The sequence below is a fragment of the Martelella limonii genome, from assembly GCF_013344475.1.
In the GTDB taxonomy this organism is placed as follows: Bacteria; Pseudomonadota; Alphaproteobacteria; order Rhizobiales; family Rhizobiaceae; genus Martelella; species Martelella limonii.
Genome location: NZ_JABUOU010000004.1, coordinates 255,992 through 277,977, shown reverse-complemented (window position 1 = coordinate 277,977; position 21,986 = coordinate 255,992). Strand labels below are relative to the sequence as shown.

The 21,986-nt window shown below is 62.7% G+C and carries 19 protein-coding genes; 3 read left to right on the top strand and 16 right to left on the bottom strand.

Annotated features, from left to right (window positions below; all coding sequences use genetic code 11):
• Positions 1 to 175 precede the first annotated feature (175 nt).
• The 3 genes from HPQ62_RS11160 to HPQ62_RS11150 all read right to left on the bottom strand — a co-directional run bounded on the left by HPQ62_RS11160 (position 176) and on the right by HPQ62_RS11150 (position 5,980).
• Complete coding sequence (locus tag HPQ62_RS11160) at positions 176 to 3,265, bottom strand: efflux RND transporter permease subunit (RefSeq protein ID WP_174802621.1); 3,090 nt, start codon at positions 3,263 to 3,265, stop codon at positions 176 to 178.
• On the bottom strand, positions 3,262 to 4,401 hold the full coding sequence (locus tag HPQ62_RS11155) for an efflux RND transporter periplasmic adaptor subunit (RefSeq protein ID WP_244629643.1): 1,140 nt from the start codon (positions 4,399 to 4,401) through the stop codon (positions 3,262 to 3,264). The genes HPQ62_RS11160 and HPQ62_RS11155 overlap by 4 nt, the downstream gene beginning before the upstream one ends.
• 115 nt (positions 4,402 to 4,516) lie before the next feature.
• On the bottom strand, positions 4,517 to 5,980 hold the full coding sequence (locus tag HPQ62_RS11150; protein WP_174802620.1) for an efflux transporter outer membrane subunit: 1,464 nt from the start codon (positions 5,978 to 5,980) through the stop codon (positions 4,517 to 4,519).
• A 222-nt stretch (positions 5,981 to 6,202) separates the two neighbouring features.
• Between HPQ62_RS11150 and HPQ62_RS11145 the strand changes: the two genes are divergently transcribed.
• From HPQ62_RS11145 to HPQ62_RS11135, 3 genes are all read left to right on the top strand, one after another.
• Positions 6,203 to 6,889 (top strand): response regulator, encoded by a 687-nt coding sequence (locus tag HPQ62_RS11145; protein ID WP_174802619.1) that lies wholly within the window; start codon positions 6,203 to 6,205, stop codon positions 6,887 to 6,889.
• Positions 6,889 to 8,154, top strand: a complete 1,266-nt coding sequence (locus HPQ62_RS11140) for a HAMP domain-containing sensor histidine kinase (RefSeq protein ID WP_174802618.1) — start codon at positions 6,889 to 6,891, stop codon at positions 8,152 to 8,154. The genes HPQ62_RS11145 and HPQ62_RS11140 overlap by 1 nt, the downstream gene beginning before the upstream one ends.
• A gap of 168 nt (positions 8,155 to 8,322) precedes the next feature.
• Positions 8,323 to 9,219, top strand: a complete 897-nt coding sequence (locus tag HPQ62_RS11135) for a hypothetical protein (protein WP_174802617.1) — start codon at positions 8,323 to 8,325, stop codon at positions 9,217 to 9,219.
• Between the two features lie 68 nt (positions 9,220 to 9,287).
• Here the strand turns inward: HPQ62_RS11135 and HPQ62_RS11130 are convergent, their stop codons facing one another.
• The 13 genes from HPQ62_RS11130 to HPQ62_RS11070 form a co-directional block, all read right to left on the bottom strand.
• Positions 9,288 to 10,076, bottom strand: a complete 789-nt coding sequence (locus HPQ62_RS11130) for a MetQ/NlpA family ABC transporter substrate-binding protein (protein ID WP_174802616.1) — start codon at positions 10,074 to 10,076, stop codon at positions 9,288 to 9,290.
• Between the two features lie 182 nt (positions 10,077 to 10,258).
• Positions 10,259 to 11,038 (bottom strand): MetQ/NlpA family ABC transporter substrate-binding protein, encoded by a 780-nt coding sequence (locus tag HPQ62_RS11125; RefSeq protein ID WP_174802615.1) that lies wholly within the window; start codon positions 11,036 to 11,038, stop codon positions 10,259 to 10,261.
• A gap of 59 nt (positions 11,039 to 11,097) precedes the next feature.
• Positions 11,098 to 11,766, bottom strand: a complete 669-nt coding sequence (locus HPQ62_RS11120; RefSeq protein WP_174802614.1) for a methionine ABC transporter permease — start codon at positions 11,764 to 11,766, stop codon at positions 11,098 to 11,100.
• Entirely contained in the window at positions 11,756 to 12,799 is a 1,044-nt protein-coding gene (locus HPQ62_RS11115) for a methionine ABC transporter ATP-binding protein (RefSeq protein ID WP_174802792.1), read from the bottom strand. The genes HPQ62_RS11120 and HPQ62_RS11115 overlap by 11 nt, the downstream gene beginning before the upstream one ends.
• A gap of 431 nt (positions 12,800 to 13,230) precedes the next feature.
• A complete protein-coding gene (locus HPQ62_RS11110; protein WP_174802613.1) occupies positions 13,231 to 14,400 on the bottom strand; it encodes a pyridoxal phosphate-dependent aminotransferase in 1,170 nt (389 codons plus the stop codon).
• Positions 14,401 to 14,537: 137 nt separating this feature from the next.
• Entirely contained in the window at positions 14,538 to 15,818 is a 1,281-nt protein-coding gene (locus HPQ62_RS11105; protein WP_174802612.1) for an NAD(P)/FAD-dependent oxidoreductase, read from the bottom strand.
• A 418-nt stretch (positions 15,819 to 16,236) separates the two neighbouring features.
• On the bottom strand, positions 16,237 to 16,509 hold the full coding sequence (locus HPQ62_RS11100; RefSeq protein WP_174802611.1) for a hypothetical protein: 273 nt from the start codon (positions 16,507 to 16,509) through the stop codon (positions 16,237 to 16,239).
• Positions 16,510 to 16,575: 66 nt separating this feature from the next.
• On the bottom strand, positions 16,576 to 17,499 hold the full coding sequence (locus HPQ62_RS11095) for an isoaspartyl peptidase/L-asparaginase family protein (protein ID WP_174802610.1): 924 nt from the start codon (positions 17,497 to 17,499) through the stop codon (positions 16,576 to 16,578).
• Positions 17,500 to 17,503: 4 nt separating this feature from the next.
• Positions 17,504 to 18,397, bottom strand: a complete 894-nt coding sequence (locus HPQ62_RS11090) for a polysaccharide deacetylase family protein (protein WP_174802609.1) — start codon at positions 18,395 to 18,397, stop codon at positions 17,504 to 17,506.
• On the bottom strand, positions 18,394 to 19,146 hold the full coding sequence (locus tag HPQ62_RS11085) for an SDR family oxidoreductase (RefSeq protein WP_174802608.1): 753 nt from the start codon (positions 19,144 to 19,146) through the stop codon (positions 18,394 to 18,396). Before HPQ62_RS11085 ends, HPQ62_RS11090 begins: the two co-directional genes overlap by 4 nt.
• The gene (locus HPQ62_RS11080) at positions 19,137 to 20,156 is read right to left on the bottom strand and encodes a ketopantoate reductase family protein (RefSeq protein WP_174802607.1); all 1,020 of its coding nucleotides are present in this window, start codon (positions 20,154 to 20,156) and stop codon (positions 19,137 to 19,139) included. Before HPQ62_RS11080 ends, HPQ62_RS11085 begins: the two co-directional genes overlap by 10 nt.
• Complete coding sequence (locus HPQ62_RS11075) at positions 20,153 to 20,854, bottom strand: creatininase family protein (protein WP_174802606.1); 702 nt, start codon at positions 20,852 to 20,854, stop codon at positions 20,153 to 20,155. Before HPQ62_RS11075 ends, HPQ62_RS11080 begins: the two co-directional genes overlap by 4 nt.
• Positions 20,826 to 21,851: a GntR family transcriptional regulator gene (locus tag HPQ62_RS11070; protein WP_174802605.1), complete on the bottom strand. Its 1,026-nt coding sequence runs from the start codon at positions 21,849 to 21,851 to the stop codon at positions 20,826 to 20,828. The genes HPQ62_RS11075 and HPQ62_RS11070 overlap by 29 nt, the downstream gene beginning before the upstream one ends.
• Positions 21,852 to 21,986 lie beyond the last annotated feature (135 nt).

Below are 21,986 nucleotides of genomic sequence, written 5' to 3'. Positions count from 1 at the left end.
CGCGCGCGCTACTTTTTGACGGGCCGATTCTCATGCTTGACCCATAAGTCGGGACGAGGTGCTCAAGGTCATGGACGCCCTCGCGGGCGAGGGCCGCATCATCATCCCACCTTTGAAATGGGCCTTGCCATGCGGAAGAAACCTTCGATCGGATCGGCACGGCGAGGAGGATAGCCTATTCGACCGCGGCCGCGTCGCCGTCCTTCCGTCCTTTGCCAAACAGCCTCAAGATACCGCGCACGACGTCGTCGACCAGCGTGTAGATCACCGGAATGACGAGCAGGCTGAGCATGGTCGAGGTGATCAGTCCGCCGATGACGACGACGGCCATCGGCTGGCGGAAGCTCGGATCGCCCTCCACCAGGCTGAGCGCAGCCGGCAGCATGCCGGCCGACATGGCAACCGTGGTCATGATGATCGGCCGTGCCCGCTTGTGGCAGGCATCGACGATGGCTTCGAACCGCGCCATGCCATGGCGCCGTGCCTCGATCGCGTATTCCACCAGCAGGATCGAGTTCTTCGAGACGATGCCCATCAGCAACAGCAGGCCGATCACGGCCGGCATCGAGAAGCTTGTCCCGGTGATCACCAGCGGGAACAGCGCGCCGCCGAGGGCGAGCGGCAGGGCCATGAGGATGGTGATCGGCTGGAGGAAGTCGTGGAACAGCAGGACAAGGACGGCATAGACGCAGAAAATGCCGATTGCCATGGCCGTTGCGAAGCTCTCGAACAACTCCGTCTGGCGTTTCAGGTCGCCCTGTTCGACGAATGCGACGCCGGCGGGAAGGTTCCGGTAGCTGTCGAGCTGCTGTGCCTCCCGGTTGACATCGGACAGGTTGCGGCCGTTGAGTTCGATTGAAACCGTCACATTGCGCGACCGGTCCAGTCGGTCGATTTCGCTGGGCGAGGCGCCGATGGAGATATCGGCGATCGTCCCAAGCGTGACGTTGCCGTCGGTGCCCGCCACGGGAATAAGCCCGATCTGGTCCAGCGACTGGCGCGCGCGCTCTGCAAGCAGGACGCGGATATCCAGTTGCCGTTCCGGCAGGTTCAGATGCGACAGCGCTGAATCGTAGGCCCCCGAGGTCGCCATCCGGATCGCGTCCGAAATTGCCTGGGAGGTCACGCCATAGGATGCAGCCTTCGCTAGATCGGGCGTGATCACGATTTCCGGTGACTGGAGGGCGGCTGACGAAGTGACATTGCCGATACCCTGGATGTTGGCGCGGACATCCTCTTCAAGCTGGGCCGCTGCGGATTCCAGCGTCTCGGAGTTGTCGCCGGCAAGCGTCAGCTGCAACTCGGTTCCGTTTCCGCCGCTGCCAATCTCGATCCGCGCTCCGGGTATCCCGTCGACGGCCTTGCGTATGTCGCTTTCGATCTGGGTCTGGGTCACGTCGCGGTCATCGATATTGGTCAGGTTGACGACCAGTGTTGCCGAAGTGACGGAGTCGGAATCGCCGCTGCTGCCGCCCATGCCGCCCGTCGATGCGCTGCCGGTAGCCTGGAAAATCCCGGTGACATGGTCGACCCCGGAGGCGAGTTCCGCAGCCTTCTTCGCAACCGCGTCGGTCTGCTCGATGGTCGAGCCGGGCGTCGTCGTGATCGATATCTGTGTCTGGCTGTCATCGGACGCGGGGAAGAAGCCCGTGGACAGGTTGCCCAGCAGCAGCACGGTCGCTGCGAAAAACAGGACGACGCCCAGGACTGGTACCCACCGGTGCCTCAGTTCGCCCCGCACCACCGCGAGATAGCGGCTCATCAGCCAGCCGTCCTCGGACTTTGTCTTCGCCGGCGTCTTCATCATGTAGGCCGCCATCATCGGCGTCACGAAACGGGCGACGAGCAGGGAGCAGAGCACCGCGACCGAGGCGGTGATTCCGAACTGCTTGAAGATGATGCCGATGACCCCGCTCATGAAGGCGGTCGGCAGGAACACGGCGATCAGGGTGAAGCTTGTGGCGATCACCGCAAGGCCGATCTCGTCGGCCGCCTCCATCGACGCATCATAGGCGTTCTTGCCCATGTGCATGTGCCGTTCGATGTTCTCCACCTCGACGATCGCGTCGTCGACGAGGATGCCGACGACCAGCGACAGGGCGAGCAGGGTCACCGTGTTCAGCGAATAGCCCATGAGGTCCATGACAAGGAATGTCGGAATGATCGAGAGCGGCAGGGCAACCGCTGAAAGCAACGTCGCCCGCCAGTTGAGCAGGAACAGGAACACCACGGCGACGGCGATCGCCGCGCCTTCATACAGCATGTTCATCGATGCCGTGTAGTTCTGTTCCGTCGGCAAGACGGTGTTGTAGGCCTCCTCGAGCGTGACCTCGGGATGGGCCGCCGCGAAACCGGTCATGGCCTCCCGGACGGCGTCGGTCACCGCAAGGTCCGAATATCCCTTGAGGCGCTTGATCTGGGCGGCGATCACCGGCTTGCCGTCAAGATAGGCGAGCGATGTCAGGTCGGCATGGGTGTCGGTGACGGTTCCGAGCTCATCGAGGCGCACCCATCCGCCATTCGGCAGCGGAATCGGCATGCGGCGCAGTTCATCGATGCTTTCGGCGGCTGCGGCAACCCTGACGTTCTGCTTGTTGCCGCCGACCTCCGCCTCGCCTCCGGAGAGGTCGCGCTGGACCTGTTCCAGCCGGGTGTTGATGTCGCCTGCGGTCAGGCCCATGCCATCCAGGAGGGCGGGATCGAGTTCGACGCGGATTTCGCGGTCGATGCCGCCGAGCCGGCCGACTTCGCCGACGCCGTCCACCCGCATCATCGCCTTCTCGAGATCGTTGTCGATGAACCAGCTCAGCTCGGCATCGTCGAGCTTGTTGGAACTCACCACATAGGTGATCAGAGGCGAAGACCCGATATCGCTTTTGGAGACGGTCGGCGTGTCCATGTCCGAGGGCAGGTCGCTCTGCGCCTGATCGACGGCGTTCTGGACTTCGTCGAGCGCAACCTGTGTGTCCTTGCCGACCTGGAAGGCGACAGAAATCGAGACCGATCCGTCGGTGATGGTCGTGGTCACCGAATCCAGCATCGGCAGGCCGGTAAGCTGGTCCTCGATCTTGCGCGCCACCTCGGTTTCAAGCTGTGCGGCGGCGGCGCCGTCCTGCGTTGCCGAGATGTTGATCGTCGGCAGGTCCATATCGGGGAAATTCTGCACGTCCAGACGGTTGAAGGCCATCAGGCCCATGACCGTGAGCAGGACGAAGGCGAGGATCGGCGGGACCGGATTGCGGATTGCCCATGCGGAGAAATTCATTGTGCAGTCTCCTGGCCGGCAGCCCCGGTCTCATCATCAACGACATTGACGGTCACGCCTTCGGAGAGGAACGCGCCCCCTGACTGGATCACCTCGGCATCGGCGGGAAAATCGCCGAGAAGCTCGACCCGGTCGTCCTGACGCCGTCCGGTATCGACCTTCACGCGCGTAACCTTGCTGCCATCTTCCCCGTCGAGGACGAAGACATAGGAAAAGCCGTCGGCCACCACGATCGCCGTTGAGGGGACGCTCAGCGCAGCGCTCTCGCCAAGTCTGAAAATGCCGCTCGCCATCATGCCGATCGTTGGCTGGGGAGCGTCTTCCGGCGGGGTGAGCTCGACATAGACGATCACGCGGCCAGTCTTCGAAGAGGCCGATGGAGCGATCTGCCGCACGGTGCCGTTGACCGTCCCGCGCGGGGAAGAGATCTCGGCCGGGGTCCCGACGTCGATCTTCTCGAGTTCATTCGCAGGCACTTCAGCCTGCCATTCGATCCTGTTGTCACGGATCAGCCGGAACAGTTCCTGGCCCTGGCTCACCACGTCTCCGAGCGCAGCGCTGCGGGAAGAGACGACGCCGTCGCTGACGGCAATGATGCGGGTGCGCTCGAGGTCGAGTTTCGAGGACGCCAGATCGGCCTTGGCTGAATCGAGATCGGCCTTTGCCTTGCGCTCGTCCACCAGGTATTCGACGATCTGCTGATCGGAAACCGAGCCGGACCCCTTCAGCTGCCGGGCCCGATCGGCATCCGCCGTCGCCTTGTCGAGGGCGGCCTCTGCAGAATCCACCGAAGCCTGCAGGGCGGCGATGTCATTCTTCAGGCGGTCCTGCGACAGTTCGGCGAGAACGTCGCCCTTGGCGACGCTGTCCCCGACATCCGCATTGACTGCCGTGACCCTGACCTGCCCGACCTCTGCGGAGATGACGGCTTCCTGCCACGCTTCAAGCCAGCCGCTTGCCGAAAGCTCTTCGGGCCATACCGCGCTCATGGGCCTGGCGACCGTCACCGACAGTGCGGCCGGCGATGACCCTTCCTGCTCGGCGCCGCTCGCCTGGCGGGCCGCGACCATATATCCGAGGCCAAGGCTGCCCATCAGGCACAACATAACTGCGACAAGTCGAGAGATGGTCGTCATCCGTGTTCCCTTTTGATCTCTGCTGAGCGCATGGAAGGCTTGCGCGGTGTGGTTTTTCCTGGGTGCCGCGCCGGTGCGTCTGGGCGGAGAGAGGTTCGGAGAAAAGCCCGATACATCATTTGCGTGCGATGACATGCGGGCCCTCCTGCGTGTCTTCGACCAGCGGCTTTGATACGTCGATCATGCCGCTCCAGCCGCCGCCGAGCGCCTTGTTCAGTGCTACATAATACGTCGCGACATTGGCCCTGGATTGAATAAGGCTTTCCTCGGTGGAATAGAGCGAACGTTCCGAATCAAGCGTATCGAACAAATCCGTCTCGCCGGCTTCATAGGCTTGTTTGGAAAGCCGCACGGCATCGCGGTATCCATTGGCGGAGGAGGAGAGCAAGCCGATCCTTGTCCGCGTCCTGTTGAGCGCGATGATCGCGTTGTCGACCTCTTCCAGCGCGTTCAGGACTGCCGACTGGTAGTTGGCAAGGCTCTGGTCGCGCTGAGCCTTGGCGACGTCGACGGCGGCCTTCAACTGCCCGCCCTGGAAGATCGGTATGCTCAGTTGCGGTCCCCATGACCAGCCGATCGTCGATTTTTCACCGAGTTCGCTGAGTGACGTTGCCGATGTGCTGATCGAGCCCGTCAGCGACAGCGACGGATACCGGTTTGCTTCTGCCTCGCCGATTTTTGCCGTGGCCTCGGCCAGCTGGCGCTCTGCCGAACGCACGTCCGGGCGCGTGACCAGGACTTCGGCCGGAATTCCGACGGCGGTCTTGCCGGGCGGGGCGGGAATTGTCTTTCCTGCGCCGAGCATTGCATCGATTTCGGATGCGGGCCTCGCCAGGAGAACGGCAAGCCTGTTCACCGACTCCGTGTACGAGATCTGGTAGGAGGGAACATCGGCTTCAGTCGATGCTGCCTGTGCCTCTGCCTTGCGCAGGTCGAAATCGGACACGAGGCCGACCTCGAGCCGGCTCTTGGTGAGCCTGGCCGTCTTCCACTGGGACGCGGCGGAGCGTTGCGCGAGGCCGGCGAGCTGCTGATAGGCGCGCGCGTCGATATAGTAGGACGCGACATCGCCAATCACGGTCACCAGCGTGTCGCGAAGCTCCTCTTCGGTGGATTGCGCGGCATAGCGCTGAGCCTCGACCGCCCGTTTGTTGCCGCCGAAAAGATCGAGTTCCCAACTGGAATCAAACCCGCCCTCGTACTGGGCATAGTCGCTCGAACCCGAGGCGTTCGTCTGCGCGCGATTGTCTGTCGCCGAGGCGGAGCCGGCGAGGGCGGGAAACAGAGCGCCCGACTGTTCCCGCTCTGTGGCGCGTGCCGCGCGGACCGCTGCCTTGGCCTTGGCGATGTCGCGGTTGGACTGGATCGCCTGGTCCACGAGCTGGTCGAGTACGGGATCGTTGAAGCGCTTCCACCAGTCGGCAAGCACGGGTGCGGACTGGGCGTCGGTCGCGGGTCCGCTGGAGGCCCATTTGGCCGGAAGCGGAAGCGCGGGAGCGTGATAATCCGGGCCGACCACGCAACTGCTCAAGGCTAAGGATAGCGCCGCGAGCGCAGAAAGACGGACACCGGTCACCATTGGCGCGCCTTCGTTTCCGCGATTTCAGGGCGGCCGTTCTGCCATGTATCGGCTATGTGAAAGGAAGGGCTGGGACGCAAGGAACGATACTCCGGCTGGCGGTTATCGGACCTACATAAAGGCGGGGATGTGAAGCGCCGTTAAGACTGTGTAAAGATAGGTAAAACTTCTTCAGTGTGCTGCCGCCGGATGTATGACTGCCGGGGGAAGAGGCCATCGAACATGCCAAATGTACTTCTGATCGACGACGACACGGAATTCACCGCGCTGCTGGGAGAGTATCTGCGCGACGAGGGTTTTCAGGTCGAGAGCTCCGTTGACGCGCGCATCGGACTGTCTGCCGCCGAGGACGGTCATGTGGATATCATCGTGCTGGACGTCATGATGCCGCATATCAATGGCATCGACGCCCTGCAGCGCATTCGCCGCAGGAGCGATATTCCGGTGATCATGCTGACGGCCAAGGGCGACGATGTCGACCGTATTGCGGGGCTCAATCTTGGCGCTGACGACTACATCGCCAAGCCGTGCATGCCCGGCGAGCTGGTCGCCCGGATCCGCGCGGTCCTGAGACGAACGGGAGCGAAGCCGGCGGGCGATGCCGATGGTCTGGGGGCCGGCGCGTTGCTGCTCTATCCCGGCACACGCACGGCGCAATGGCAGGGCGAACCGCTGGAGCTGACCGGCACGGAGTTCAGCATCCTTGAAATCCTCGCGCGCAACGGCGGCCAGCTTGTCGCCAAGCAGGACATTTCGCGTCGCGTTTTCGGACGCAATCTGGCACCCTTCGATCGCCGGATCGATGTGCATATCAGCAGTATCCGGCAGAAACTCGGCAATCGCGCCGACGGGACCACGTGGATCAAATCGGTTCGCGGCCAGGGATACCAGCTTCTTCAGGAGACCTGATGCAGAAGCTTTTTCTGAATGCCTTCATCATGATCTGGCTGGCGATTGCCTGCTCGCTCGTGGGCGTTCTTCTGGTCGCCTATCTCAGCCGGGCGACGCCCTTTGAAGAGGAACTGCGGCAGCGGCAATCCGAATTCGCCCTTGCGGCGGCGGCCGGACTACTCGAAAAATCCGGCCCGGCGGCAGCGCGCGATTTCATCGCGGTCGCCGGCAGTCCGCCGCTCGATGTCGGGCTGGAGCTCACGGAAGCTGCCGATCCGGTCGCCTGTTCGCAAAGCGAAAACATGGGTCGCGAACGGTTCATCGCCGTTGATGCGACGTGCTACAGGCTTGCGGCAGACGATCTGGAGCGAAGCCTCTTTTCCCGGCTGCTTCCACGCAGCCTTCCCTGGGTTTCGGCCATCATCGCGGCGGCACTGGCGGCGTTCTGGCTTGCCCGCTATCTCACGCATCCGGTTCAGGAGATCAAGGTTGGCCTGCGGGCGCTGGCCGAGGGCCGTTTCAGCACCCGCATCGGCGACCGTATCGACCGCAAGCGCGACGAGATTGCAGGCCTTGCCTATGACTTCGATCTGACCGCGGAACGGCTGGAAGAATTCCAGGATGTGCAACGCCGGCTGTTCCACGATGTTTCCCACGAACTGCGCTCGCCGCTGGCGCGGCTGCAGGTCGCGATCAGCCTTCTGAAGAAGAATCCGGCGCGCATGGAAGCGATGGCGGACCGGCTGGAGCGGGAGATCGCCCGGATCGACGATCTGGTCGAGGAGATCCTGACCCTTGCAAAACTCAATGCCTCGGAGCCGCTGCCGCTGCAGCGGCAGACCATCGACATCATCGATCTCGTCGCGGACATCATCGATGACTGCCGGTTCGAGAGCCTCACGAAGAACGTCACGATCAGCTATGAGGGTCTTTCCTCCTCTGTCGCCACGGTCAATGGTGAACTGATCTACAGGGCGATCGAGAATGTCATCCGCAACGCTGTCAAATACTCTCCGCCAGGCTCCGAGGTTTCGGTGACCGCGATCCGTCGCGTCGACGCCCTGGAGATCAGGGTTCGGGATAGCGGACCGGGGATACCGCGCGAGCAGCTGAAGAGCATTTTCCGGCCCTTCGAACGTGTCGATATGGGTGGAGAAAGCCAGCTCGGCTTCGGTCTCGGCCTCTCCATCGCCCAGCGAGCGCTTCACGTTCACGGCGGCGACATCCGCGCCGACCTCAACGACGAGAGCGGACTTTCGGTGGTGCTCCGCATTCCCTTGTGATGGCTAATCGACGTGTTCGATGGCGGAAAAGCCCTCGTTTCTTCGATGCGGCATGCTCGGCCTTCTAAAGGCTGGCGCTTGTCGAGCGTAAGCCGTCAATGCCGCAATGTCGCCGCACCCGGCACTGAAGGTCGGGAGCGATCCTGTTATTGTCTTGGAGTTTCCCGCATGCGTGCCCTTGGTCTTTTTGCTCTTGCTTTCCCGCTGCTTTCCCAGCCGAGCCTGGCCGAGCTTCCGGTCAAGACCGAGCCTCTCGCCGATTGCGCGGCCCTTCTTGCATCCATTCCAGACGTCAGAACCAAAGAAGACACGTCCATCGAGGACATTGATGGAGGCTGCCGGGCCACCAACCTGTCTTTTGCCGAAACCGAATACGTCCATTTCAGAGTTGACGAAGTCACCCTGCTCAGTCCCGATCTGCTGGACCGTTTTCCATCCGGGAAACTTTTCGTCGCTGCCGAGCTGACGGTGAAGGGCTTGCGTGCCGTGCCGCAAACGGGTTCTCCGCTCCAGGACTATATCATCAGCCTCACGAGCACGGACATTGACTTTCACCTTGCCTACAAGACCGATCCGGCTGAACTGACCGGAGATGTCGATTTTGAACTCAGTGCCGGAAAGCTCGGCCGGCTGGCGCTGTCGGCCAGGCTGTCTGACGTCGATCCCGGCAATGTCGAGATGGCAGACGTCACCGATTTCACGGCGACGATTGATCATCTGGGGGCTTCTCTTGAAGATAGCGGCTTGTTCGCCAGCTTCTTTGCACCGCCGATCCTGGGCGTCCTCCCGCCGGACGAGGACCCCCGTCCAACGATCGCGGCAACCCAGGAGACCGTGATTGCGACGCTGTCCGAGGTGCCAGAGCCAATGCTGTCGCCACAGTCATTGGCCGCATTGAGCGCTCTGATCCGGGCCTTTCCGAAGCCGGAGGGCCGCTGGACTGTCAGTATCGACAGCGAGACCGGCCTCTCCCTTGACCTGCTGCGCAGCGGTGGACCTGCGGCACTCGCTGCCGTCGCCGAAGGCATCAGGATCACGGCCACCGGCGCGCTGGCCCTGCCTTAGCAAGCGCCCCACAGCGGCAGCAAACCTGGATCCCATGGCCGCGGGTTTTGCGGCCATGGGAAACCTGATCAGAAGACCGGGACGACCGCGCCGCCATAGGTCTTTTCGATGAAGTTGCGAATATCGTCGGACTGATAGATTTCCACGAACTGCTTCACCCAGTCTGCATCGGCATCTTCCGTTCGCGCGACGATCACATTCGCGTAGGGGCTGTCGGCGCTTTCGATGGCGATCGAGTCCGCGATCGGGTCGAGGCCGGCGTCGAGCGCGTAATTGGTATTGATCGCGGCCACCGAGACATCGTTGAGGACGCGCGGCAGCTGTGCCGCGTCAAGCTCGAGAATGTCGATGTTCTTGGGATTTTCCACGATGTCGAGGGGCGTTGCCTTGAGGCCGACGCCATCGGCAAGCTTGATGAGGCCCTTGTCCTGCAGGAGCAGCAGCGCGCGTCCGCCATTCGTCGGATCGTTCGGGATCGCGATACGGGCGTTATCCGGGATGTCATCAAGGCTTTCGACCTTTTCGGAGTAGATCCCCATCGGCGTGATGATCGTCTTTCCGACAGCCGTCAGGTCATACCCGCGATCGGCAACCTGGTTGTCGAGATAGGGAACATGCTGGAAGCTGTTGAGATCGAGGTCGCCGTCATTCAGCGCCTGATTGGGCACGACGTAATCGCTGAAGGTCGCAATCTCGACATCGAGCCCCTTTTCCTTGGCGAGCTTCTGGACCTGCTCAAGGATTTCCTCGTGCGCGCCCGGCGTGACGCCGACGATGATCTTGTCCTTGGCGGGAGCGGAACCCGCAGCAAGGCCCGCCGCGATGGCGATAGCGGCAAAAATCGATGTTTTTTTCATTATCATGTCCTTGGGTCGGTCAATCCGGCGTGGCCGGACGCACCGTGTTTCCTGTGATTTTCTTCTGTGTAACGGGCGTCCGGATGCCCTTTAAGGAATCCGGTTTCCAAATCTCGGCTTCTGGCGCAATTTTTTGCCACGGACCTGACGCGCCCGTCAGAAGGCGGGCGCGCCGGCGAGGCTTACCAGGTCGGCGTGATGGCGCCCTTGAACTGCTCTTCGATGAAGGCCTTGACCTCGGGGCTGTGATAGCTTTCGACGAAGGTGTTCACCCAGGCGGCGTCCTTGTCTTCCGCGCGCACCGCAATGACGCCGACATAAGGCGCCTTGGCGCCTTCGCGGAAGAGCGAATCATTGACCGGGTTGAGACCGGCATCGAGCGCGTAGTTGGTGGTGATCAGGGCCACGTCGACATCGCCGAGCGCGCGCGGCAACTGCGCGGCGTCGAGCTCGACAAACGTGTAATCGTGCGGATTGTCGACGATGTCGATCACGCTCGCACGCACGCCGACCCCTTTGGTCAGGCCGATCATGCCCTGGTCCTCGAGCATCAGAAGGGCACGTGCGCCATTGCTCGGGTCGTTGGGAAGCGCGATCGTTGCGCCATCCGGAATGTCAGCCTTGCTGTCGATCTTGCTCGAATAGCCGGCCATCGGAAAATTCACCGACTGCGCGACGCTGACAAGATCGAAGCCGCGATCGGCGACCTGATTGTCGAGATAGGGCTGGTGCTGGAACGAGTTGATATCGAGATCGCCGTCGGCGAGCGCCTGATTCGGTACGACGTAATCGGAGAATTCGATCACCTCAAGGTCGAGCCCCTTTTCTGCGGCGACTTCCTTGACCTTTTCGACGATCTGGGCGTGAGGGCCTGGCGTCACGCCGACCTTCCTGGTTTCGGCATGGACCGCACCCGCGGAGAGGAGGGCGGCGAAAACGGCGGCGGAAATCAGTTTCTTCATGGCTTAACCCTGTTGTCTTTTGAGCGGAGCTCAGGCCGAGCTCCGCGTTCAGGCAGGCCTTACTGGCTCCTGTTTTTCTTGTCAAAGCCGCGCGCCAGTCTGTCGCCGGCGCTCTGGATCGCCTGCACCAGCACGATCAGAACGACGACGACCGCGAGCATGACGCCGGGCATGAAACGCTGATAGCCATAGCGGATGCCGAGATCGCCAAGACCTCCGCCGCCGACCGCGCCGACCATGGCGGAGTAGCCGATCAGGCTGACGATGGTGAGTGTGAAGGCAAGCGTGATCGCAGGCTTTGATTCCGCGAGCAGCACCTTGATGACGATCTGCATCGGCGTGGCGCCCATGGCGCGCGCGGCCTCGATCAGACCCTTGTCGACCTCCCGGATCGCACTTTCCACCAGTCGCGCGAAGAACGGGATGGTGGCAACCGTCAGCGGCACGATCGCGGCCTGCGTGCCGATCGACGTACCTGCGATCAGCCGCGTGAACGGAATGATCGCGACCACCAGGATGATGAAGGGGGTGGAACGGGTCGCGTTGACGATGAGGCCCACGATGCGGTTGAGCATCGGCGCCTGCAGGAGCTCGCCCTTGGCGCTGGTTGCAAGGAAAATACCGATCGGCAGGCCAAGTGCGGTTCCGATCAGCCCGGAAACGATGACCATCTGCAGCGTCTGCAGCGTACCCTTGGTCAGAAGACCGATGAGCATATCAGGCGACATAGCCGACGACCTCCGCGTTCAGGCCCGTCCGGGCATAAAATTGATCCGCCTTCTGCATCACCGCCGGCTCTGCGGAATAGGCGACATAGAGCGTGCCATAGGGCTCGCCAGCGATCTCGTCCACCGTGCCGGCGATGATGTTGACCGGGCTGTCGAGCTCGGCCATCAGTCGCGAGACCAGCGGCTGGTCCGCCGTTTCTCCGAAGAACCGCAGGCGCAGCAGCGCCCGCGCGCCGGGTTGCGGCGCGGCAATCACCTGCCGGCCGATCCAGTCCGGAAGGCTGCCGCCCGGCAGTGCCGAGAGCATCGATCGGGTGATATCGTTTTGCGGGGCGGTGAAGACATCGAAGGTGCGGCCGCTTTCGACGATCTGCCCCTTGTCCATCACCGCCACCCGGGACGTGACGGCCTTGACCACTTCCATCTCATGCGTGATCAGCAGAACGGTGAGGCCGAGGTCGCGGTTGATCGTCTTCAGGAGCGCGAGAATCTGTTGCGTCGTTTCGGGGTCGAGCGCCGATGTCGCCTCGTCCGACAGAAGCAATTTCGGCTCTGAGGCAAGCGCGCGGGCAATGCCGACCCGCTGCTTTTGCCCGCCGGAAAGTTGCGCCGGGTAGTGACGCGCGCGCTCCGTCAGGCCGACCAGATCAATCAGCGGTTCGATCCGCCTCTTGATATCCTGCTTTTCCATGCCCGCAATCTCGAGCGGCATGGCGACATTGTCATAGACCGTGCGGGAGGACAGGAGGTTGAAATGCTGGAAGATCATGCCGACCGAGCGGCGGACGGAACGAAGTTCGACCTCCGACAGCGCCGCGACATCCGTGCCATCGACGATGACGCGGCCTTCGCTCGGTCGTTCAAGACCGTTGACGAGCCGCACGAGTGTCGACTTGCCCGCGCCCGATCGCCCGATGATGCCGGTGATCGCGCCGCGCGGAACGCTGTAGCTGACATTGTCGAGCGCCCTGAAAGCCACCCTTCCGGTTTCCCGGCTGTTGAAGGACTTGGTGACGTTTTCGAAGCTGACCATCGGCGAGCCGGTTTCGACAACCGGCCGATCGGCCAGGCCGGAGACATGTTCTGCCATCGGATTCTCTTCTGCTATGCGGGAAACCGGCAAAAAACTGCTGGAAACCGCTGGGAAAAGGTTGGCGTTCCGTTAGCACTGCGGACCCGATGTTTTCAAATTTAAAATTTCAGACGCGTCGGATCGAAGACATCAGTACCGGTTTGCGGCGCATTTCTCATGCAATGCGCAAACGTTGCCGACTGCGGCGAAAGGGAAAAGCTGGAGGAACGGGCGGTTCGTGGACCGGTCCTTCCCCGGGCAGGCGAATCCGGATCCAGCCTCTTGCGGCTTTGTCCGGTGGACCGGAGGAGCGCTTTTCCGCACATGGCTGACGTCAAAGGCTGTCATGTGCCGATCGGCCCGGCGGGGAGGGCCGATCGGCGGTGCGAGAACTACAGCGCGCCGAAAAAACGCTGCAGGCGATCCATGGCTTCGGTGACGCGCGCGGTTGATTGCGAACCGAAGCAGACGCGCAGATGGCCTTCTCCGGCGGGACCGTAAAAGCTGCCTGCCTCGACGACCACGGAGGTCTTTTCGAGGATGGTTTCGGCTAGCGTCTGCGAGGGGATGCCGAGTGCCGAAATATCCGGGAAGGCGTAGATCGTGCCCTCCGGCCAGTCGCAGGTGATGCCCGGCATCTGGTTGAGGCGGCTGACGACGATGTCGCGCTTCACGCGATCTTCCTCGACAAGCGCGGCGAGGATCTCGGACGGTCCGGTTATGGCTGCAAGGGCGCCTTCCTGAATGAAGGTGTTCACATGCGTTACGTCGTTGGTGGTGATCTTCAAAATGCCCGCGATCAGATCGGCGGGAGCCGCCAGATAGCCGAGCCGCCATCCATCCATGGCAAAGCTCTTGGTGAAGGCGAACATCGAGATGGTTCTCTCCCGCATGCCGGGGAGCGAGGCGATCGAAATGTGTCTGGCATTCCCGAAGAGAATTTCCTCGTAGACCTCGTCGGAGGCGACCAGCAGATCGTGCTTGATCGCTAGATCCGCCAGTCCCTGCAATTCCGCGCGGCTGAACACCCGTCCCGTCGGGTTGCAGGGGTTTACCAGCGCGATCATCTTGGTGCGGGGCGTGATCTTTTTCTCGATCAGCGCCGGATTGATCGAAAAGCGGTCTGTGGCATCGAGCTCGGCAAAGACGGGCCTGGCGCCGGCAAGCTCGATCTTGCCAAGATGCTGCGGGTAATAGGGTTCAAGCAGGATAACCTCGTCGCCTGGATCGAGCAGCGCCATGAAGGTGGCGAAGGATGCATGCGTCAATCCATTGGTGACGACGATTTCATCCGCCGAATAGTCGAGGCCATTCTTGGCGGCCAGCTTGTCGCGCAGCGCATTGCGCAGCTTCGGAATGCCCTGGAAATGCGAATAATGCACATTGCCCGCCAGCAGTGCCTTGATCGTTGCCTGCTTGATCGGCTCCGGCGTATCCGCATGCGGACTGCCAAGCTCCATGTGGATCAGGTCCTGGCCGTTGCCTTCAAGCGCTGCCGCCTTGGCATACATGCCGAACGACTTCTTGGAGCTTTCGGTGATTCTCCGGGCGAGATAGGTCATGATTTTCTTTCCGTTTTTTTGCCACGCTCAAAGGCTGTGGAGATGATGGACCGCACCGACATTCCGCGACATTCCGGCTGCGGATTCGATGTCTTGCGGGGGCTGGAAACCTGCGCCATTGCGCTTCCGGAGAGCGGTCATCTCGTCCTCCAGTCGTTGAACCTTGCCTGCGCAAGGGCCGCAGACGCCACCATCGGGGTGAGCGCGTGAAAGGGCAGGGGCCGCGCCTTCTGGTGGGGAACCGGCAAGCGCTCGACCGGCTCGCCCAGTGCCGCCCGCGCAAGCACGCGCCCGAGCCCGGCCGTCATCGCGATGCCGCGGCCATTGCAGCCGATGCCGCCGAAGAAACCATCGCCGAAGGTGTGGATGCGCGGCAGGAAATCGGGCGTCATTGCCGCAACGCCCGTCCATACGATCTCGACGCCCGGATGGGTTTCAAGCTTGAGCTCGTCTGCCAGCCGGTCGACCACCGCCTTGCCGACGCGCGCGAAGGCGCCGAAGGGAATGATGGCCATGCCGCCGCTGATCAGCCGGTTGTCGCGGTCGAGGCGGTAGGTGAAGAGGTTCGAGCGGGTGTCGCCCACGGGGCGGCGGTCCGGCGCGATGCGGGCGACGGCTTGAGGTGAGAGCGGCTTCGTCGCCACCTGATAGACCCTCAGCGGCACGGTGCTGCGTCCCATGCGGCTTGCCGCGCCTGTGGTAAACGCATTGGTGCAGAGCAGCACCCTGTCGCCCACAATCTCGCCCCCTGCATAGGCAACCGTCCATGCCGTGCCGCTGCGGTGAATGCTCTCGACCGGCGCATTCTCGCGGATCACGCCGCCATGGCGCAGAATCGTGGCGGCCAGACCATAGGCATAGTTCAGCGGGTGGATGGTTCCGCCGGATTCGTCGAGCAGCCCACCGGAATAGATCGTGAGGCTTGTCTGTTGCTGGATTTCTTCGCGCGACAGGAAGCGGACAGGCCGGCCGAGCGCCTGCCAGTCTGCCGCCCGTTTCTGCAGCATTGCAGCGGTTGCCGCGCCATAGGCCGGTTGCAGCCAGCCAACCTGTTCTGCGTCGCAGGAAATGCCATCCTGGCGGATGGTTGAAAACACGGTGTCGGCGCTTTCGCCCACCAGCCGCAGAAGCGCCTCCGCCTTGTCACGGGAGAGCTTCTGGTAAACGGCTGCTGGATCGGCCTTGGCGAAGTTCGGGACCACGAAACCGGCATTCATGCCGCTTGCGCCAGCGCCGATCCGGGATGCTTCCAGCACGACGACGCTCTTGCCGGAGAGGGCGAGCTCCCGCGCGGCCGTCAGTCCGGTAAAGCCCGCGCCGATCACCACGACATCCGCATGCGCGGGAAACGCGGCCGTCAGGTCCGGCTTCGCGTTCGCGGTCATCGTCCACAGGGTCTTCTGTTCGGCGCTCTCCATTTCAATTCCAATCTGCGGGGATCAAGACTGCTTTTCGGCTCTGTGTTGCGGAAGATTCAGGCAACCGAAATCCGCTCGATGAGAATGTTCATAGCCTGCCAGCATCTTCAGCCGGACGGGTCATGCGCTTGCCACGGACACATGTCTCGGGTCTGCAGGCTGTGGCTCCGTACATTGCTGGCAATGGAAGTGCTCCGAAACTCAAGGGGTGAAACGGCGCGAGCCGCGCCGCAGCGATGCGCTCACTCTGCAAGAAAAGATCTTGCTTGTAAAGATTTGTGATCAAATGATCGTTTATGAAAATGGGCCGCGCTTCGTCCCGGCCCGGTTTTGCCGCCTGATGGGTTTTCCGGACGTTTGCGAAACAGGCGGTGCGGCGCCGCAAACATCGCCGCTCGGGGTTTTGTGGATTGGCCGATCAGGCAGAGGGCGTCGCTGACATTCCCTCGACGGTCATATGGTCATGGTTCATCGAACATGTCCCGATGCCGGCTTCGATCCGGCAGACATAAAGCAGCATGTCGGGGGTAAAGACTGCGCGCAGAGCGCCGCAGGCTCGCACGCCGTGGTCGCGCGCCCGGACAATAGAGACAGGCTGCTTCTGCCCGCCCAAAAGCGCGCGAAGATACCGGACTGCCTGGTGCATGATCGTGTTGGGCGTTTTCTTCTTCAGGCCGCAGGGCCACGACATCCCGCTTTCTCGTGTTGCGGGATGACAGGCCGGGACGATCGCGCAATTGCGGAGAACCGGATGGCGCTACCGGTAGATCTCCGTTTGCGGTTCTTCGCCAGAGCGGACGTAGCCGCGATACATGCCCTCGGAATTGAAGGGCAGGGTGATATTGCCATCGCGATCGACGGCAATAACGCCGCCGGAGCCGTCATTCTCCTTGAGGTCGACCATCACCACGTGGCGGGCGGCCTGTTCCAGGCTTTCGCCGGCATGGCGCATGCGGGCGGCAATTTCGGAGGCAGCCGTCCAGCGCATGAAGATTTCACCGTGACCGGTGCCGGAGACGGCGCAGGTGGCGTTGTCGGCAAAGGTGCCGGCGCCGATCACCGGCGTATCGCCGATCCGGCCTGCGGCCTTGCCCGTCCAGCCGCCGGTGGAGGTCGCGGCCGCAAGATTGCCGTCAACGTCGCGGGCGACAGCGCCGACGGTGCCGTGACGCCGTGCCGGATCGCCGTCATCCTCGCCGGCTTTCTTCAATCGCAGTGTTTCCTGCAGCGCATCCCAGCGCGCCTGGGTAAAGAAATAGTCCTTGTCGGCAAATTCGAGGCCGGCCTTGCGGGCGATTGCAAGGGCATTCGGGCCGGTCATCGTCACATGGACGGTATGCTCCATCACGGCGCGGGCCGCGCGCACCGGGTTTTTCGGTCCGAAAATGCTGGCAACGCTGCCCGCCCGGCGGTCCCTGCCATCCATCACGGCAGCATCCATTTCCTGCTCGCCCTGATCGGTAAACACCGCGCCGCGCCCGGCGTTGAACAGCGGCTCGTCTTCCAGGGCGCAAACCGCAGCGGTCACGGCATCGAGCGCCGAGCCGCCATCGCGAAGGATCTCTTCCCCGGCGTCCAGCGCGCGGCGCAGGCCTTGATGATAGGCGGCTTCCTTTTCGGGCGTCATGTTGGATTTGAGGATCGTTCCGGCACCACCGTGTACCGCCAGTGAATAGCGCATGTGTTTATCCTTTCAGCCCGGCCTGCTCTGCGCAGTAGCGGGCGATCTCGGCATGGGTCGCAATCCAGCAATCGCCCTTCTCGGCGATATGCGCGAGCAGTTCATCGAGAATGAAGATGCGCGAGCGATAGCCGGTGATGTGCGGGTGCATGGTCAGAAGAAAAAGGCCGCCCTCTTCGTGGGCGCCGTCGAATTCGCGCCGGAAGATGTCGAGCACGTCGGTGGGCGGCGTATAGGGGCGCTGGGCGCCGAAACGGTTCATCATGAAATAGACCGCGTCGTCGCGGATCCATTCCACCGGCAGTTCGACAATGCCCGTCGCCGAGCCGTGATCGAGGATCTCATACGGGTCGTCATCTGCAAACAGCGAGCTGTCATAGAGCAGGCCGAGTTCGCGGGCGATCCTGAGCGTCGCGCCGGAATAATCCCAGGAGGGCGTGCGCATTCCGACGGGGCGGGTGCCGGTAACTGTTTCCAGCGTATCGGCGGCGCGCAGCATCAATTCGCGCTCCTTTTCCGGCGGCACGTCGGTGTTTCGCTCGTGGATCCAGCCGTGAAGGGCAATTTCGTGGCCGTCACCGGCCAGCGACTTCTGCTCTTCGGGGTGCAGCAGGGCGGAGACGGCAGGCACGAAGAAACTTGCCTTCACGCCATGGCGGTCGAGCACCTTGCGGATGCGCGGAATGCCGCGCCTTGCGCCGAATTCACCCCAGCTCAGGCGTGCAGGCGAAAGCCCGCCATCGCGCAGCTCGTTGGTTTCGTGGTCGCTGTCAAAGCTCAGCGCCACGGCGCAGCGCGCGCCGCCCGGCCACTTTGCCGGCAGCAGGTTGCGGCCGGCGCGAACCTGATTGACCCGGCCCCTCCAGGTCGCCTCGTCCCATTCGAAGGGTTCGCTCATGCATGGCCTCCATCGACCGAAATGATCTGTCCGCTGATCCAGCCTGCCTCTTGCGAGGAGAGGAACGTCACGGTGTTTGCGATATCCTCGGCCGCGCCCAGACGGCGCATGTGAATGCCCGCGATCACGGCCTTCTGGCGTTCCGGACCGAAAGCCGCCCATTGCCGCTCCGTCGCGGGATTGGAAAGGATGAAGCCCGGCGCCACGGAATTGACGGTGATGCCGAAGGGGCCGAGTTCCAGCGCCAGCTGCTTTGTAAGTCCGACAAGGGCGTGTTTGGCGCTGGCATAGGCCTGAATGCCCGTCAGGCTCGGCCGCAGCCCGGCGCCAGAAGAAATGGTGATGACGCGGCCCTCGCCGCGTTGTTTCATGCCGGGGGCCGCCGCCTGTGCGCACCACATGGCGGCATCGACATTGGCTTCGAAGATCGCCCGCCAGTCATCCTCGCCGATTTCCTCCAGCGGACGCCCTGCCTGACCGCGCACGCCGCCTGCCGCAGTGACAAGGCCATCGACCCGGCCGTGCCGGGCAATGACGGCCTCGATCGCGGCATGGGCGCCCTCGCGGGAGCCGAGATCGGCCTGGTGAAGGCTGATGCCGGCTTCGGCCAGGCCCGCCATGCCGTCGCGGTCGATATCGATCGCGGCAACCTCAGCGCCGGACCGGGCAAGCCTCAGCGCAATGGCCGCGCCGATGCCCTGGGCTGCGCCGGTGACGGCGAAAATCTTTCCGGAAAGATCTAGCTGCACAGCGGCACCATCTCGTCGACCAGCGCGGGCGATTGCTCCTTCTCGCCGTTTTCGATCGCATGGATCAGCGCGACGAGTTTTGTCAGCACCGGCACGTCGAGGCCGTGGGAGGCGGCAAGCGGGATCATGGTGCCGATCTGTGCATCCACCTCGGTGCGCCGTTTGCGCACGGCAAGATCGCGCCAGATGCCGGAATGGGTCTTGGCGGTCTTTCGGTTATGGGCGACCATGGTTTCGAGCGCCTTTTCCATGCCGGCCGCATCGGACCGCAGGAAGGCGTCCGGATCAAAACCGTTGAAGCCGAGCGGCGTGACGCCCTCTGCGTTGGCGAGCGCCATCACCTCATGGCCGAGCGCCTCATAGACCACCCGATGCTCCGGCCGGGCCATGGCATCCGACATCGAATCCGGCGTCAGCGCCGTGCAGAACAACAGCGCGCCATAGCCCATCTTGCCCCAGAGATAGCCCCAGATATTGTCGGTCGCGACCGCATCAGGCTCGACGATGGAAAGCAGCGCGTGGATGTCTGCCACGCGGTCGCTCACCCGCCCGTCGAGTTCGCCGACGGCGACGGCTGCGCGGTTGCCGTACAGAATGCGGCCAGGCTCCAGCCAGTCCGCGCCGAAATTGACGAAGCAACCGACGGTGTTTTCCGCGCCGATCCTGTCAGCGATCACCTTTTCATTAAGCCCGTTCTGCGCGGAGACCACATAGCCGCCGTCTGCCAGATGCGGGATCAGCATGTCGAGCGCTGCCTCGGTGTGGTGGGCCTTGACGGCCAGAAACACGCGCTCGTAGCGGCCTTCCAGCTCTTCGGGCGTGCTTGCCGGCAGGACTATGCTGAATTCCTCGACCGGCCCTTCGATCTTCAGGCCGGTGGTGCGCATGGCTTCGACATGCTCGGCGACGATGTCGACCATGTGCACGTCATGGCCGGCGCGGGCGAAATAGGCGCCGAGAACGCCGCCGATGGCGCCGGCGCCCCAGATCAGGATCGGGGAATTGCTCATGCCCAGTCACCCTCGATCAGAGCGCGGGTTTCCTCGACGGCAACGGCCCAGACCCGCTCCATGTCGGCGTCGGGCCGCTGGTAGAGCCCGCCATAATTGCCGTCGCCGATCAGCTCGCGCACGCCTTTCGAATTGCGGTCGCGCAGCCGGTCGAAATCGACATAGGGCTTCTGAACATCGGGCATCGTGCGGCCGGGAAGCCGGGTCCAGGGGAAGTTCTCCATCCAGCTCGCATGGCTTGCCACGGGATCGATCTCGCGCACGGTCGCCATGGTTTTCGGCGCCCGCCACCAGTCATGGAAGCGGCAGCGCGCGCCGTCGTGCCGCTCCATCCACTCCATCGTCACCGGCAGGACGGGCGAATTGCCGCCATGGCCGTTGACGATCAGGATGCGGCGGAAGCCGGTCGCATATAGGCTGTCGAGAATGTCCGAGACGAGCGCCGCATAGGTGGAAAGTTTCAGCGACACCGATCCCGGATAGCTCATGAAATAGGGCGTCAGTCCGTAGGCGACCGCCGGGAATACCGGCACGCCCAGAGGTTCGGCAGCGTCGGCGGCAACCTTTTCGGAAAGGATCGAATCGACCGACAGGCTGAGCCAGGCATGCTGCTCGGTGCTGCCGAGCGGCAGGACGCAGCGATCGTCCGATTTCAGATAGTCCTCGATCTCAAACCAGTTGCTTTCGGAAATTTTCAACGTTGCCCCTCCGTTTTTTCAGGATTTTTGTTCTGTAGGCCTCGATCGTGGGAACCAGTTCCTTGCGTACGGAATGGATATCGGGCGTGTGACGGTATTCGAATGCGCGCTGCTCGGGCCGCAGGGTCTCGAGCAGGTATTCGGAGCCGGTGGCATAGACCAGCACATCGGCGCCCGAGATCACCGCGTCCGCATCGGCGTCGCCGCGCACCACCATCTTGAGCTCGGTGATGTGCGGGCCGAAACGGCGGATGCCGGCCTTCATGATGGTGACGAACGTGTCGAAATAGGAATAGCCGACGACTTCGGCGTCGGTCGGAAGCGCCGCGAGCGCCACACGCGTCGCCTCGTCTGGAATGAGCGTCACGCCGGTGATCGGGGTGTCGGCCAGAATTTCGCGGGCGGGTTTGAGCAGGCTGCGCGGCGAGATCACCAGGTCGATGGTTGCGGGGTCGAGCGTTGCGAGCGTTTCGATGGTGGCAACCGAAAGCGCGTCGCCATGGGCGATATGCGGCTTCAGGGCGCGGGCATAGGCCTCGGTCGCCTCCTGGAAATTGCCGAGCACCAGAAGCCGGAGATGGCCCTGGGTCCGGTTCGCGGTCATCGAGACGCGCGTGGCAAGCTCTGCAGGCGAAACGCCGCAGTCCCGCGCATAATCCACCAGATCCGCGATGCGCATGTCGAGTTCGCGCAGCTTTGCGGCATTGGCGGAAACCGACATGCTCTTGACGAAGGTGCCGGAGCCGACGCGCCCTTCCAGATGGCCGATATCCTGCAGTGCGGCATAGACAGTACTGACGGTGACCGGCGAAATCCCGAGCCTGGATGCAAGCGAACGCACCGAAGGCAGACGTCCCCCCGAAGGCAGGTCGCCGGAAGCGATCCCGAATTCCAGCGCGCCGCGCAACTGCACGGAAACCGAAACGGATGAGCTTCTGTCGATCGCATCGACAATACGGTCCATCGCCTGATCAAATTGCGTCTGTGTCTCTGTCATGGTGTTATAATGGACAAAAACACTATGCCTGCCAAGCCCGCCCAAACATGTTTCAGTGGGATTTTTAAATTGGCAATTCGTATCATATTAGGCTTGACCGTTTTAATTTTGCTGACTTAGTGTATCAGTCAGTTG

Bases quoted from the DNA above. Each gene is read 5' to 3' on its own strand.
- HPQ62_RS11140 (WP_174802618.1), top strand. From the start codon at position 6,889: ATGCAGAAGCTTTTTCTGAATGCCTTCATCATGATCTGGCTGGCGATT.
- HPQ62_RS11080 (WP_174802607.1), bottom strand. From the start codon at position 20,156: ATGAGCAATTCCCCGATCCTGATCTGGGGCGCCGGCGCCATCGGCGGC.
- HPQ62_RS11110 (WP_174802613.1), bottom strand. From the start codon at position 14,400: ATGACCTATCTCGCCCGGAGAATCACCGAAAGCTCCAAGAAGTCGTTC.
- HPQ62_RS11130 (WP_174802616.1), bottom strand. From the start codon at position 10,076: ATGAAAAAAACATCGATTTTTGCCGCTATCGCCATCGCGGCGGGCCTT.
- HPQ62_RS11095 (WP_174802610.1), bottom strand. From the start codon at position 17,499: ATGCGCTATTCACTGGCGGTACACGGTGGTGCCGGAACGATCCTCAAA.
- HPQ62_RS11115 (WP_174802792.1), bottom strand. From the start codon at position 12,799: ATGGTCAGCTTCGAAAACGTCACCAAGTCCTTCAACAGCCGGGAAACC.
- HPQ62_RS11150 (WP_174802620.1), bottom strand. From the start codon at position 5,980: ATGGTGACCGGTGTCCGTCTTTCTGCGCTCGCGGCGCTATCCTTAGCC.
- HPQ62_RS11090 (WP_174802609.1), bottom strand. From the start codon at position 18,397: ATGAGCGAACCCTTCGAATGGGACGAGGCGACCTGGAGGGGCCGGGTC.
- HPQ62_RS11120 (WP_174802614.1), bottom strand. From the start codon at position 11,766: ATGTCGCCTGATATGCTCATCGGTCTTCTGACCAAGGGTACGCTGCAG.
- HPQ62_RS11105 (WP_174802612.1), bottom strand. From the start codon at position 15,818: ATGGAGAGCGCCGAACAGAAGACCCTGTGGACGATGACCGCGAACGCG.
- HPQ62_RS11160 (WP_174802621.1), bottom strand. From the start codon at position 3,265: ATGAATTTCTCCGCATGGGCAATCCGCAATCCGGTCCCGCCGATCCTC.
- HPQ62_RS11155 (WP_244629643.1), bottom strand. From the start codon at position 4,401: ATGACGACCATCTCTCGACTTGTCGCAGTTATGTTGTGCCTGATGGGC.
- HPQ62_RS11125 (WP_174802615.1), bottom strand. From the start codon at position 11,038: ATGAAGAAACTGATTTCCGCCGCCGTTTTCGCCGCCCTCCTCTCCGCG.
- HPQ62_RS11070 (WP_174802605.1), bottom strand. From the start codon at position 21,851: ATGACAGAGACACAGACGCAATTTGATCAGGCGATGGACCGTATTGTC.
- HPQ62_RS11145 (WP_174802619.1), top strand. From the start codon at position 6,203: ATGCCAAATGTACTTCTGATCGACGACGACACGGAATTCACCGCGCTG.
- HPQ62_RS11135 (WP_174802617.1), top strand. From the start codon at position 8,323: ATGCGTGCCCTTGGTCTTTTTGCTCTTGCTTTCCCGCTGCTTTCCCAG.
- HPQ62_RS11100 (WP_174802611.1), bottom strand. From the start codon at position 16,509: ATGTCGTGGCCCTGCGGCCTGAAGAAGAAAACGCCCAACACGATCATG.